This is a genomic window from Microbacterium testaceum, assembly GCF_029761935.1.
GTDB classification, from domain to species: domain Bacteria; phylum Actinomycetota; class Actinomycetes; order Actinomycetales; family Microbacteriaceae; genus Microbacterium; species Microbacterium testaceum_A.
Map to the genome: position 1 here is coordinate 2696783 of NZ_CP121699.1, position 13862 is coordinate 2710644.

Annotated in this window: 12 protein-coding genes; 11 read left to right on the forward strand and 1 reads right to left on the reverse strand. The window is 71.0% G+C overall.

Translation table 11 applies throughout. The annotated features are described in order from the left end of the window. The first annotated feature begins 53 nt into the window (after positions 1-53). The 11 genes from QBE02_RS12900 (at position 54) to abc-f (ending at position 13335) form a co-directional block, all read left to right on the forward strand. The gene (locus tag QBE02_RS12900) at positions 54-806 is read left to right on the forward strand and encodes a hypothetical protein (RefSeq protein WP_279366087.1); all 753 of its coding nucleotides are present in this window, start codon (positions 54-56) and stop codon (positions 804-806) included. Further along, complete coding sequence (locus tag QBE02_RS12905) at positions 803-1840, forward strand: HAD-IIA family hydrolase (protein ID WP_144785886.1); 1038 nt, start codon at positions 803-805, stop codon at positions 1838-1840. The genes QBE02_RS12900 and QBE02_RS12905 overlap by 4 nt, the downstream gene beginning before the upstream one ends. Before the next feature lie 19 nt (positions 1841-1859). Then, positions 1860-2018, forward strand: coding sequence for a hypothetical protein (locus QBE02_RS12910; protein WP_164481584.1), 159 nt, complete (start codon positions 1860-1862; stop codon positions 2016-2018). Further along, entirely contained in the window at positions 2015-2815 is an 801-nt protein-coding gene (locus QBE02_RS12915) for a TlyA family RNA methyltransferase (RefSeq protein WP_279366092.1), read from the forward strand. The genes QBE02_RS12910 and QBE02_RS12915 overlap by 4 nt, the downstream gene beginning before the upstream one ends. Continuing rightward, positions 2812-3732, forward strand: coding sequence for an NAD kinase (locus QBE02_RS12920; RefSeq protein WP_056224195.1), 921 nt, complete (start codon positions 2812-2814; stop codon positions 3730-3732). Before QBE02_RS12915 ends, QBE02_RS12920 begins: the two co-directional genes overlap by 4 nt. Beyond that, positions 3729-5423, forward strand: a complete 1695-nt coding sequence (recN, locus tag QBE02_RS12925; RefSeq protein ID WP_279366095.1) for a DNA repair protein RecN — start codon at positions 3729-3731, stop codon at positions 5421-5423. The genes QBE02_RS12920 and recN overlap by 4 nt, the downstream gene beginning before the upstream one ends. Further along, a complete protein-coding gene (locus QBE02_RS12930; RefSeq protein WP_279366097.1) occupies positions 5420-8233 on the forward strand; it encodes a hypothetical protein in 2814 nt (937 codons plus the stop codon). The genes recN and QBE02_RS12930 overlap by 4 nt, the downstream gene beginning before the upstream one ends. Before the next feature lie 72 nt (positions 8234-8305). Beyond that, positions 8306-10003: a CTP synthase gene (locus QBE02_RS12935; RefSeq protein WP_279367892.1), complete on the forward strand. Its 1698-nt coding sequence runs from the start codon at positions 8306-8308 to the stop codon at positions 10001-10003. 1 nt (position 10004) lies between these two features. After that, positions 10005-10583 (forward strand): NUDIX hydrolase, encoded by a 579-nt coding sequence (locus QBE02_RS12940; RefSeq protein WP_279366099.1) that lies wholly within the window; start codon positions 10005-10007, stop codon positions 10581-10583. Position 10584: 1 nt separating this feature from the next. Further along, the gene (xerD, locus tag QBE02_RS12945) at positions 10585-11514 is read left to right on the forward strand and encodes a site-specific tyrosine recombinase XerD (protein ID WP_268104823.1); all 930 of its coding nucleotides are present in this window, start codon (positions 10585-10587) and stop codon (positions 11512-11514) included. A gap of 180 nt (positions 11515-11694) precedes the next feature. After that, on the forward strand, positions 11695-13335 hold the full coding sequence (abc-f, locus tag QBE02_RS12950; protein ID WP_279366101.1) for a ribosomal protection-like ABC-F family protein: 1641 nt from the start codon (positions 11695-11697) through the stop codon (positions 13333-13335). Positions 13336-13458: 123 nt separating this feature from the next. On the opposite strand, the gene QBE02_RS12955 is transcribed toward abc-f, so the two are convergent. Further along, positions 13459-13803: a LysR family transcriptional regulator gene (locus QBE02_RS12955; protein WP_144785893.1), complete on the reverse strand. Its 345-nt coding sequence runs from the start codon at positions 13801-13803 to the stop codon at positions 13459-13461. Positions 13804-13862: the final 59 nt, after the last annotated feature.

Sequence of the window (13862 nt, forward strand, 5' to 3'; positions counted from 1 at the left end):
TCAGCAAGGACAACGCCGACAACGTCGCCCGTCACCTTGCGATGGCTGCTCGCATGATCGACGAGGACCCCCAGCTGGCGCACGAACATGCGCTGGCCGCATCCCGGAGCGCCGGCCGTGTCGGGGTCGTCCGCGAGACCGTCGCCATCACGGCATATGCCGTCGGCGACTTCGCCCTGGCACTCCGCGAACTCCGGACGCACCGCCGGATCACCGGGTCCGACGAGCAGCTTCCGCTCATCGTCGACAGTGAGCGCGGGGTCGGACGTCCCGATCGCGCCCTCGAGGAGGGGCGCGCGGTCGACCGCTTGAGCCTGTCCGTTCCGGTACGTGTACAGCTGGCGATCGCCATGTCGGGAGCGCGCCTCGACCTCGGGCAGACGGACCGTGCTCTGCAGGAGCTCGAGATCCCCGAGGCCGACCCGGACCGCGCGTTCGAATGGAGCCCGGCCCTCTTCTCCGCGCGCGCAGCGGTACTCGAAGAACTCGGACGGTCCGATGAAGCCGCCGAGTGGGAGCGTCGAGCCGAGATCGCGGCCGACGCCCTGGACGCCGCCGCAGGCGTCGCCGATCGCGAGGTCATCGTCGTCGAAGAGATCGAACTCATCGACGACGACGGTGGTGTGGACGTGGCATCCGGAGTCATCCCCCTCGAAGGAAACGACGTGGCGGTCGAATCGGCCGACAACGCTGCGAGCGAACCGCACGACGAAGACGTGACCGAGGGTGACGGGGACGATCGTGCCGACGGCATCGAGCCCGCCGAGACGGTTGTCGAAGCGGACGTCGAGGAAGACGGGCGATGATCTTCGGCCGGAGCACTCCGCCACCGACACCGCTCGACGGCGTCGACGTCGTCCTGGCGGACCTCGACGGGGTGGTCTATGCCGGCCCCGGTGCTCTGCCGCACGCGGTCGACAGCCTGAACCGCGCCCAGCAGGAGGGGCGTCGTCTCGGGTACATCACGAACAACGCGTCGCGCACCGACGCGTCGGTCGCCGAGCACCTCACCTCCCTCGGACTGCGTGTGGCGGCGGACGACGTCACCACCAGCCCGCAAGCGGCGATGCGTCTGATGCGCGACCTGGTGCCCGCCGGTTCCACCCTGCTGGTCATCGGCGGCGAGGGTCTCGTCGTCGAGGTCGAGAAGGCCGGCTTCGTCGTCACGCGCAGCGCCGATGACAACCCGGCTGCCGTCGTCCAGGGCTTCGCTCCCGAGGTCGGGTGGGTCCATCTCGCCGAGGCCGCGTACGCACTCGCGACGCCTGTGGAGGAGGGGGGGATCCCCTGGGTCGCCACCAACTCCGACTGGACGATCCCGCAGGCCCGCGGCATCGCTCCGGGCAACGGCACGCTCGTGTCGGCCGTGCACACGGCCGTGGGGCGGTTGGCCACCATCGCCGGCAAGCCCGAACGGCCCATCTTCGATGTCGCCGTCGCCCGCACCGGCGCGCAGTCGCCGCTGTTCATCGGTGATCGCCTCGACACCGACATCCAGGGTGCGCGCACGGCCGAGATGCGCTCCCTGCTGGTGCTCACCGGCATCGACCGACCGAAGCAAGTGCTCGCGGCGCCGCCCTCGCAGCGCCCCGACTACATCGTCGAAGACCTCCGTCAGCTCTTCGAGCCGTACCCCACGACGGTCGTCAAGGGCGACCGCACCCGTGTGGGTGATGCGATCGTCGAGATCGACGGCGTCGATCTCCGGATCGTCAACGACGGAGGGCGGCAGATCGACCTGCTGCGTGCCGGCGCGGCGGCCATCTGGAACAGTGGTCGTGCCATCTTCGGCTTCCGGGTTCCGGAGCAGCTCTACGCGGACCCGTTCCGCGTGCGCTGACGTCGGTAGCATGGCATCCATGTCCGACAGCTCCGCCCCGGACGCCGGGCTCATCGATCGGCTGCGTCTCATCGAGGAGCAGCCCCTCGACACCCGCGCGGACGCTTACGCCGCCGTGCACGAGGAGTTGGCTCGGCGACTCGAGTCGGCGCCGATCGATCCGACCGCAGCGTCGTGAGCCCGCGCCTCGATGCCGAGCTCGCCGCCCGCGGGCTGGCGCGTTCCCGCTCGCACGCGGCTCAACTGATCTCCGGCGGGCTCGTGACGGTCGACGGCCGCCCCGTCGTCAAAGCATCGACGCCCGTGGAGACGGACAGCGTGCTCGACGTCGCGGGGGCCGACCACTACGTCAGCCGCGGCGCGCACAAGCTGCTGGCCGCGCTCGACGCCTTCGGGGTCGACGTGAGCGGTCGGGTCGCCCTCGATCTCGGAGCGTCCACCGGCGGCTTCACACAGGTCCTTCGCGAGCGCGGCGCGTGTCCGGTCATGGCCGTCGACGTGGGGCACGGTCAGTTATCCACCGTCGTGGGGGCGGACCCCGACGTGGTGTCGGTCGAGGGGTATAACGTGCGGTTCATGACCGCCGACTCCCTCGCGGGCGCCACGGGTATCGCCGAGCGTCCCACCGTGGTGACCGGAGATCTGTCGTTCATCTCGCTGGAGCACGTGTTGCCGGCCGTCGTCGCCACGGCGGCCCCCGAGGCGGATGTCATCCTCCTCATCAAGCCGCAGTTCGAGGTCGGCCGCACAGCGGTGAAGGGCGGGCTGGTCACCGACCCCGCCCTGCGATCCGACGCCGTGCACGGCGTGCTCTGGGCAGCGTGGGACGCGGGTCTCAGGACCTCCGGGCTCATCGCGTCGCCCATCGTCGGAACGCACGGGAACCAGGAGTACGTCGCGTGGTTCTCGGCCACTCGGGGCAGCGACCCCTCAGAATGGGAGAGCACCGTGACCCGACTGACCGGAAGCCGATGACCCCCAGCGATCGCCGAATCCTCCTCGTCGTGCACGCGCGCCGAGATGACACCGTCCACGCCGCCGAGCGCATCCTGACCGCCGTGCGGTCGGCCGGTGCCACCCCGGTGGTGTCCGCGGAGGACCGGCCCGAGCTCGCGGAGCGTCTGTCGCTCGAGGGCGTCCAGACCCTCGGGGTCGACGTCGGCATCGACGACATCGAGCTCGCCATCGTGCTCGGCGGCGACGGCACCATCCTGCGCGCGGCCGAAGTCGTGCGGGGTGGAACCGTCCCGATCCTCGGGATCAACATGGGCCACGTCGGATTCCTCGCCGAGATCGAACGCGACGACATGGACGACGCCGTGCGTCGGGTCATCGACCGCGACTACGTCGTCGAGGAGCGACTCGCCCTCGCGGTGCGCGTGTTGAACGCCGACGATGAGGTCATCTTCGAGACCTGGGCACTGAACGAGGCCACCGTCGAGAAGGCGAGCCGCGAGCGGATGCTCGAAGTGGTGATGGAGGTCGACGGCCGTCCGCTGTCGTCGTTCGGCTGCGACGGGATCGTCGTGGCGTCTCCGACCGGTTCGACGGCCTACAACTTCTCCGCCGGAGGGCCGGTGATCTGGCCGACGGTCGAGGCCATCGCCGTCGTCCCCCTCTCGGCGCACGCGCTTTTCGCACGTCCGCTGGTGGTGAGTCCCGAGGCGATGGTCGCCGTCGAGGTGCTCGAGCGCACGAGCGGCAGCGGCATCCTGTGGTGCGACGGCCGACGCTCGCACGAGCTGCCCCCGGGCGCTCGCGTGATGGTGCGTCGTTCGTCGCGGCCCGTCCGCCTCGCCCGCCTGCACCCTGCCGCGTTCACCGACCGGCTCGTGCGGAAGTTCCGTCTCCCGGTCACGGGATGGCGCGGGATGCCGGGAGGTGCGGCGTGATCGAAGAGATGCGGCTGCGCGACCTCGGGGTGATCGCGGATGCGACCCTGCCGATAGGCCGCGGTTTCACGGCCATCACCGGCGAGACCGGGGCGGGCAAGACGATGGTCGTGACCGGACTCGGGCTGCTGCTCGGTCAGCGCGCCGACTCCGGCGCGGTGCGCAAGGGCGCGACCCAAGCTGCCGTCGAGGGCGTGTGGCTCGTCCCCGAAGAGGGGGTCGTCTCCGCGCGAGTGCGGGAGGCCGGAGGCGATGTCGAGCCCGTCGGGGACGGTTCGGCCGAGCTCTATCTCGGACGCACCGTCTCGAGCGAAGGACGCGGGCGCGCCACCGTGGGCGGACGCACCGCTCCGGCGGGTGTCCTGGCTGATCTCGCCGACGACCTCGTCGTCGTGCACGGACAGTCCGACCAACTCCGCCTCAAGTCGTCGGGAGCGCAGCGCGATGCCCTCGATCGCTTCGGCGGGGAGCCGGTCATCGCTGCCCGCACAACCTATCGCGCGGCGTGGGACGCCTGGCGTGCTCTGGATGCCGAACTGACCACCCTGACCGCCGATCGTGACGACCGCGCCCGCGAGGCCGAGCAGCTGCGCGCCGCGATTGCCGAGATCGAGGCCGCAGCGCCCATCGTCGGCGAGGAAGAGGAGCTGGCGCGCCGCGCCGAGCGTCTCGCCAACGCCGAGGATCTGCGAGTCGCCGCCGTGACGGCCCACGCCGCCCTGTCGAACGAAGACGGCTCACCCGATGTCGTGACGCTGCTGGCCGAAGCCCGCCGGGCCCTCGAGCGGATCTCGGGCAGCGACGAGGCACTCGCCGCCATCGGCGAGGTGATCGCCGACCTCGGGTATCGCGCGACCGACGCCTCCGTCGCGCTGTCGGGCTACCTCGCAGACCTCGACGAATCCGGCCCGCACGAGCTGGCCGCGGTCGATGAACGCCGCGGAGTGCTCGCCGGACTCGCCCGCACGCACGGAACGGTCGAGGCGGCGATCTCGTTGCTCGAGACGGGCTCGGCTCGTCTGGTCGAATTGGATGACGACGGCGACCGCCTCGAGCGGCTCGAGGCGCAGCGCGACGCCGCGGCCTCCGAGCTGGATGCGGCCGCGGAAGCGCTCACCGCTGCGCGACGCGAGGCCGCCGAGAGACTGGGCGCCGCGGTCACCGAGGAGCTCCATGCGCTCGCCCTTCCCGACGCCCGGTTGAGCGTCGACGTGGCCCCCGCCTCGCCCGCCGGTCACGGACGCGATGAGGTCTCGATCCTGCTCGCCCCGCACCCGGGCGCCGATCCCCGCCCCGTGTCGCGCGGGGCGTCCGGGGGCGAGCTGAGTCGCGTCATGCTCGCCATCGAGGTCGTCATCGCCGGCGTCGACCCGGTGCCCACCTTCGTGTTCGACGAGGTCGACGCTGGAATCGGGGGAGCCGCGGCGATCGAGGTCGGTCGTCGGCTCGCTCGTCTCGCGGAATCGTCGCAGGTGATCGCCGTCACGCACCTCGCGCAGGTGGCGGCCTTCGCGGGAAACCACCTGACGGTCGTCAAGGGCCACGACGGTGCGGTCACGGCATCCAGTGTCCGCCGTCTCGACGGGGCCGAGCGCGAAGCCGAGATGGCCCGCTTGCTGTCGGGACTCACCGACTCGGAAGCGGCGTTGACGCACGCCCGTGAACTGCTGGAGACCGGCCGATCCCGATGATCGACGACTCCGACGACGAGCGATCAGCGCCGCCGGAAGCGACGCTGATCGACCCCCCGCGGCACACGCCGCTGTGGGCGTTCCTCTCCCGGCTGCTGCTGCGGCTCGAGGCGTGGCTGCGGTCGCACGGGGGGACACGTCTGCGTGCCGGTATCCGCGTGTTCTGGGCGGCGGTCGCCGCCGTCGGCGTGGTGCTCCTCGTCGGTCCGGTGATCAACGTGCCCCTCACCTTCGACGACATCACCTCGTCGGCGAAGGACGCCACGAGCACCTGGATCGCGAAGGACTTCTCGGCGGAGTACGACCTGCAGCGTCACGACGACGGGCGACTCGTCGTCGCGGTGACGGAGAGGTTCACCGCGGTCTTTCCGGACGACGTCGACGAGAACTCGATCGAACGCGTGCTCGCGTCGCAGTACGAGGGACACGACCTCGCTCCCGCGCTGCGCGAGGCGCGGCTCGACGATCGCCCCGTCGACGCATGGGTGGAGACGACGCCGACCCGCACGACCTACGTCATCGGGGGAGTGGGCAGATTCACCGGGTCGCATCTCGTCGAGGTGCGCTACGACCTGCGCGACCTCGCATACGACGATCGCGACACCTCGTCGGACCAGGTGTCCCAAGTGCTGCAGTGGGACGTCTTCGGACCCGAGTGGCCGCACGGGGTCTCGTCGAGTTCGTTGCGCGTCGTCGTGCCCCGCGACCTCGAGGGGGCTTTCGCGCGCCCGCCCTCGGCGGGACTGTCGTGGCTTCTCGTGGGCGGTTCCACCACGATGGAGCCCGAGGACGCGGCATCCGATCCTCTCGTGTACGAGATCACGAACGACCAGAACATCCCTCCCCACGGATCCTTCTGGTTCACGTTCCGGTTCGATCCGGGTACGTTCGCGATGCCGGGGCCGTCTCCGCTGTTCTTCGTCCAGGCGTACGGGCCCTTCGTGCCGCTGCTGCTCTTGGCGGCCGGCGTGCTCTTCGCCTTCGCCGCGCGGGCGGTGGCCTGGGCCGACGCGCGGGGGCGCGCGTGGTTCGTGGCGGAGTCGCAACCGCGCCGCGGCAGCTCGGTGGCGCTGGACGCACGCCTGTGGGGAGCGGGCCGCACGGCGGTGCTCGCCGAGGCCCTCGACGCGTGGCGTCGAGATCCGAAGGACCCCCGGCTGACCCGTCGTCTCGCGCGCGTTGCGCATCGAACGGGGCGGTGGGGGGACCTGCTCCCGGCTCTGCGGTCGTTCCGCTTCTCGCCCGCGTGGAGGGCGCAGTTCGAACGGGGTCTCCGCACGGTGCCGCGTGGGTTCGTCCGGGACGCCTTCGTCGGCGGAGCGTTCGCGCTCGCCGTCCTCCAGCTCGGACTGACGCGACAGCTCTCGCATCAACGCGCGCTGACGATCGAATGGTGGCCCGTGGCTGCCGCTGCGGCCTCCGTCGCCCTCGCCGGCGTGATCCTCGCGGTGGCGCTGAGCGTACGCCCACTGACGCGCGAGGGAGCCCTCGCGCGTGAACACCTTCTCGGTCAGCGGCAGTACCTCGAGTTGACGAGCGCCGCCGAGCGCACGCCGCTGCGATCGGCGGATCTGCCCTACGTCGTGATCTTCTCGCACCCGCGCGCGGCCGGTCGTCTGCTCCGAGGCCTGATCGAGCGCGAAGGGATCGATCGACGGGTGGGTGCCGATCCGACGTTCCTCGGGGGCGGACGACTCGCCGTCCGTGCGTGCGCGCTGGGTCTCGTCGCCGGCGCCATCGCGCTCGCGTTCCTCACGACGGCGTCCACCACCGCCGCTCCCGATCAGACCGCGGTTCTCGACGGGATCGAGGGCAGCAGCGGTCTCGCCGTGACGGACGCCGACATCGCCGCCACCCTCCGTCGCGACGGCGACGGAGCAGGCCGGGTGGAAGTCGTCGAAACCTTGAAGGCGGAGGTCGAGGCGGATCGCCGGGTGATCCCCCAGGTCACGCGCGTGTGGCGGGACGTCGTCGACGGGCACGATCAGGGGCTGACCGTCGAGTCGATCACCGTCGACGGCGGGACGGTTCCCTTCGTGCAGACCCGGCGTCTCGATCACGCTGTCGTCCAGACGCGCCTGACCGACGACTGGACCGGGGCCCACGTCGTCGAGATCCGGTACGAGGTGACGCGCCCGATCGCCCAGGGCGCATCGGGGGAGCGGATGACCTGGACCGCACTCATGCCGGGGTGGTCGTGGTCGTGGCGGACCGTCGACGCGGAGACGGAGCACGTGCGGATCGCGTTGACCCTCGCGGACGGACTGGGAGAGGACCTCGAAGAGGGGTCCGGATGGGTGGATGCCACTCCCTCCCGCCCGGACGCGGCACCCGAGCCGCTGGGCGACGACGCCGTGCAGAGCGGGTCCGAGACCGTCATCGCGTTCGACGCGAGGGCGAGCGACGAGTATTCGCCGAACAGCCGGTGGCCGTCCTCGTCGAAGTACGCGGGTCTCGACCTGCGATTCGCCTCGGGGACGTTCTCGTCCGCGACGCCACCGAGCATCGGGCACACCCTGTGGACGGCGCTTCCCTGGGTCATCGGGCCGATCCTCGGAGCGGGGGCCGTCGTCCTGGGCCTGGTGGGCATGAGCGCGCGCGACCGGGTCGGTGTGCGGCGCGATCTCGCGCGCTGGCTGCCGCCGAGCCTGGTCATCGCCCAGGTCGTGCTCGTCGGCTGGGCGGCCGGCGACGCGGCGACCGAGGACGCGATCCTTCCCGTCGTGCTGATCCCCGTGGTGCTCTCGGTGGTCGTCGCGGTGGTCGCCTTCGTCCGCACCCGAAGACTCGCCATCGTCACGCGAACGTGACGCGGATGTCGGAGGGGGGTGCCAGACTCGGAGGCGAACCCCCACACGCGACTGATAGGATCGAAGCCCGTGATGCAGACTTCGGACGCGGGACATTCAGACGGCACGACTTTCACGACGAAGCACATCTTCGTCACCGGAGGCGTGGTCTCCTCCCTGGGGAAGGGCCTGACGGCGGCTAGCCTCGGCAACCTCCTCACGGCTCGCGGACTTCGCGTCGTCATGCAGAAGCTCGACCCGTACCTGAACGTCGACCCCGGGACGATGAACCCGTTCCAGCACGGCGAGGTCTTCGTGACCGACGACGGAGCCGAGACCGATCTCGACATCGGCCACTACGAGCGATTCCTCGACATCGAGCTCAGCCAGGCGGCCAACGTCACCACGGGCCAGATCTACTCGCAGGTCATCGCGCGCGAGCGCCGCGGCGAGTACCTCGGCGACACGGTGCAGGTCATTCCTCACATCACCGATGAGATCAAGCGCCGCATGCGCCTGCAGGCCAGCGAGCAGCCGCAGCCCGACGTCATCATCACCGAGATCGGCGGAACCGTCGGCGACATCGAGTCGCAGCCCTTCATCGAGTCGGCGCGTCAGATCCGCCACGAGCTCGGCCGCAAGAACGTCTTCTTCGTGCACGTCTCGCTCGTGCCCTTCATGGGCGCTTCGGGTGAGCAGAAGACCAAGCCGACGCAGCACTCCGTCGCCACGCTTCGCTCGATCGGCATCCAGCCCGACGCCCTCGTGCTGCGCAGCGACCGCCCCGTCACCGAGTCGAACAAGCGCAAGATCGCGCTCATGTGCGACGTCGACGAAGACGCGGTCGTCAACGCGATCGACGTGCCGAGCATCTACGACATCCCCTCGATGCTGAACGACCAGGGTCTCGACGGCTACATCGTCGACGCCCTCGACCTCGACAAGGCGAGCGACGTCGACTGGTCGCGGTGGCAGCGCGTGCTGCAGGCCGTGCACAACCCCAAGCACGAGGTCACGATCGGACTCGTCGGCAAGTACATCGACCTGCCCGACGCGTACCTCTCGGTCACCGAGGCCATCAAGGCCGGCGGCTTCGGTCAAGAGACCCACGTGAAGATCACGTGGATCCCCTCCGACCTGTGCGAGACGCCCGAGGGCGCGGCGAAGGCCCTCGGCGCGGTCGACGGCATCATCGTCCCCGGTGGTTTCGGCATCCGCGGTATCGAGGGCAAGCTCGGTGCGCTGCGGTTCGCGCGCGAGCAGGGCATTCCCACGCTCGGCATCTGCCTCGGCCTGCAGTGCATGGTCATCGAGTACGCGCGCACGGTCGCCGGGCTCGAGGGCGCGTCGTCGAGCGAGTTCGACCCGGATACCGCGCACCCAGTGGTGGCGACCATGGCCGAGCAGGTCGACATCCTCGAGAGCGGCGACCTCGGCGGCACGATGCGCCTGGGCTTGTACCCCGCCGCGCTCGCGGAGGGCTCGCTCGCGGCCGACCTGTACGGCTCGAACAACATCTCGGAGCGTCACCGTCACCGCTACGAGGTCAACAACGCCTACCGTCAGCAGCTGAGCGACGCGGGCCTGGTGTTCTCGGGGCTGAACCCCGACCTCGACCTCGTCGAGTTCGTCGAGCTGCCGCGCGACGTGCACCCGTACTACATCGCCACGCAGGCCCACCCCGAGCTGCGCTCGCGCCCGACCGAGCCGCACCCGCTGTTCCGCGGTCTCGTCGGCGCGGCCCTCGAGCGTCACCGCTCGAGCGAGCTCTTCGACGTCGAGGAGGACTGACGTGGAGGAGCTGCGCGACGAGAAGGTCGACCTCGAGGTCGTCTCGACCGACCTGGTCTACCAGGGCGCGGTCTGGGACGTGCGCTCCGACACCGTGCGCTACGGCGATGGCGAGATGACCCGCCAGTACGTCGAGCACCCGGGAGCCGCGGCGGTCGTCGCGATCGACGACGACGAGCGCGTCGTGCTCATCCAGCAGTACCGCCACCCCATCAAGGAGCGCGACTGGGAGATCCCCGCCGGGCTGCTCGACGTCGCGGGCGAGCCGCCGATCGAGACCGCCAAGCGCGAGCTGACCGAAGAGGCCGATCTCGCCGCCGACCGCTGGCAGCACCTGGTGTCGATGCACACGACCCCCGGCGGCAACGACGAGGTCGTGCACCTCTTCCTCGCGCGTGGTCTGCGCGCGGTCGAGACCGACTTCGAGCGCGAGCACGAGGAGTCCGACATGCGCCTTGAGCGCGTGCCGCTGGCCGAGGTGATCGACGGCGTGCTCGCGGGACGCCTGCGCAACGGCATCCTGGCCACCGGCGCCCTGGCGGCGGCCGAGGTGTTGCGCCGCGAGGCCTCCGCCCGCTGACGTGGAGCTCGAGCGCGCGGTCGAGACCTACCTTCGGCACGTTGCGCTCGAGCGCGGGCTCTCGGACCACACCGTCGCCGCGTATCGCCGCGACCTGTCGGTCTACACGGCGTGGTTAGGTGAGCGCGGCGTCGTCGAGGTCGAGGTCGTGACGTCCGCTCTGATCGCGGACTTCGCGGCCGAGCGGGCCTCGGCCGAGCCACCGCCCGCCTCGTCGTCGCTGGCGCGGCTGCAGTCGTCGGTGCGGGGGCTGCACCGCTTCCTCGTGCGGGAGGGACGCGTGGATGCCGACCCCAGCGGCCGACTGCGCCCGCCCAAGGCTCCGCGCCGCCTGCCGAAGGCCCTCACGATCGCTCAGGTCGATCAGCTGCTGGATGCCGCGGGTCCCGCGCCCGGTTCGGCCGACGCCTCCGCCGCGGAGCCGGCGGCCGTGCGCGACCGCGCTCTGCTCGAGCTGCTGTACGCCACGGGTGCCCGCGTGTCGGAGATCGTGCAGCTCGACGTCGACGACACCGCCCACGGCGACCTGCTGCGCGTGCGCGGCAAGGGCGACAAGGAGCGGATCGTGCCCGTCGGCTCGTACGCCCGCGCGGCCGTCGAGGCCTACCTCACGCGCGTGCGACCCGCGCTCGCCGCAAAGGGACGGGCGACACCGCGGCTCTTCCTCGGCGTGCGCGGGGCGCCGCTGTCGCGCCAGAGCGCATGGTTGATCATCCAGGCCGCCGCAGAGAAGGCGGGGCTCACCGCCCACGTCTCGCCGCACACGCTGCGGCACTCGTTCGCGACCCACCTGCTGCAGGGCGGAGCGGACGTGCGCGTCGTGCAGGAACTGCTCGGACACGCGTCGGTGTCGACGACGCAGATCTACACTCACGTCTCGGTCGACGCGCTGCGCGACGTGTACGCGACCTCGCACCCGCGGGCGCGGTGACGGGACGGCATCCGGTGCCTTCAGCGGGCTCAGGGACCCGGGCGGCGCGGACCGGTGTCTTGTCCCGTCGACGGGCTGAGGGACCTGCATGGGCGGGCGCCTGGGGGAGTGGCATCCGGGGTCTTCGACGCGTCGAAGGCGGAGGCGCGAACAGCGCGGCGGCCCTGAGACACTAGAGGGATGACCGCCACCCTCGTCGCGCAGGGCCTCGCCGGGGGCCACGGACACCGCACGCTCTTCGACGGCGTCGACCTGACCGTCGCGCCGGGAGACGTGATCGGCGTGGTGGGGGCGAACGGAGCGGGCAAGTCCACGCTGCTGCGTCTGCTCGCCGGCGTCGACGAGCCGCAGGGTGGATCGATCAGCCTCGCGCCCAGCGACGCCTTCGTCGGCTGGCTCCCGCAGGAGCACGAGCGCGTCGCGGGAGAGACCGTCGCGCAGTACATCGCCCGCCGCACCGGGTGCGCGGAGGCGACGCGGGAGATGGATGCCACGGCGGCGGCGCTCGGCGACGCCTCGGTCGTGGGGGCGGACGACGCCTACGCCACGGCCCTCGAGCGCTGGCTCGCCAGTGGCGCGGCCGACCTCGACGAGCGGATGCCGATCGTGCTCGCCGACCTGGGTCTGGACGTGGGACCGGATGCCGAGATGACGGGCCTCTCCGGCGGCCAGGCGGCGCGCGTGGGGCTGGCGGCTCTGCTGCTGTCGCGCTTCGACATCGCGCTTCTCGACGAGCCGACCAACGACCTCGACCTCGACGGGCTCGAGCGGCTCGAGACCTTCGTGAAGGGGCTCCGCGGCGGGGTGGTGCTGGTCAGTCACGACCGCGAGTTCCTCGCCCGCTCGGTGACCCGCGTGCTCGAGCTCGACCTCGCGCAGAACTCCCACCGCGTCTACGGCGGTGGGTACGACGCCTACCTCGAGGAGCGCGCGACCCTGCGCCGCCAGGCGCGTGAGAAGTACGAGGAATACGCCGACACGAAGGCCGACCTGGTCTCGCGTGCTCGGACGCAGCGCGAGTGGTCGAGCCAGGGCGTGCGCAACGCCATGAAGAAGTCGCCCGACAACGACAAGATCCGCCGCAAGGCCGCGACGGAATCGAGCGAGAAGCAGGCGCAGAAGGTGCGCCAGATGGAGAGCCGGATCGCCCGCCTCGACGAGGTCGAAGAGCCGCGCAAGGAGTGGCAGCTCGAGTTCACGATCGGATCGGCGCCGCGCTCGAGCTCGGTCGTGTCGACGCTGTCGGGGGCGGTGTTCCGCCAGGGCGACTTCACCCTCGGGCCGGTGTCACTGCAGGTCAACGCGGGCGAGCGGATCGGCATCACCGGGCCGAACGGCGCCGGCAAGTCGACCCTGCTGCGCGGCATCCTCGGCCGTCAGAGCCCTGACGAGGGATCGGCCTCGCTGGGCTCGAGCGTTGCGATCGGCGAGATCGACCAGGCACGGTCGCTGCTGGTCGGCGGGCGTGCGCTGGCCGAGACCTTCGAGGACTTCGTGCCGGAGATGAACGCCGGTGAGGTGCGGACGCTGCTGGCGAAGTTCGGGCTCAAGGCCGATCACGTCACCCGCCCGGTCGATGAGCTCTCGCCGGGCGAGCGCACGCGCGCGGGACTCGCCCTGCTGCAGGCGCGGGGCGTCAACGTGCTCGTGCTCGACGAGCCGACGAACCACCTCGACCTGCCGGCGATCGAGCAGCTCGAGCAGGCGCTCGAGTCGTACACCGGCACGCTGCTGCTCGTCACGCACGACCGGCGGATGCTGGCCGCGGTGCAGACCGACCGCCGCTGGCGCGTGCAAGCCGGGGTCGTGACCGAGCTCTAGGCGAGCGGCGCGGGGCGCACCCGTCGCTCGATAAACGCGGATTCTGTCGGGACACGCTGTGTCGCAGCGAGTCTCGCCACTATCAGCGTTTATCGCGTGTGGGTGCGGCGGGGAACGGCGGGGTCAGCGGCCCTGGCGCTTCTTGTAGGGCTTCGGCTCGCCCTTCACGATCGGGGCGCGGCCCTTGCCCTTGTTGGCCTTCGCCTTGCCGCCGCCGGGGGCCTTCTGCCGCGGCGCGGCGGGAGGCGCATCCGCGATGCGGAGGTGGGCTTCTTCGAGCAGCAGGCGGCCGGCCGGGGTGAGCTGCGTCGGCGGGGTGCGGGAGATGAGCGGCTGCCCCACCTGCTCCTCGAGCTTGTCGACGGTCGTATACAGCGAGGCGAGGGGGATCCGCAGCTTCTCGGCCGCGCGCGGGAAGTGCAGCTCCTCAGCGAGGGCGGCGAACCGGACGAGGTGCTCGAGCTTCATGGCATCCATTCTCCCGTGTTCGACGCGCGGAGCGGACCGGGCCGCTCGGCATGCGAACA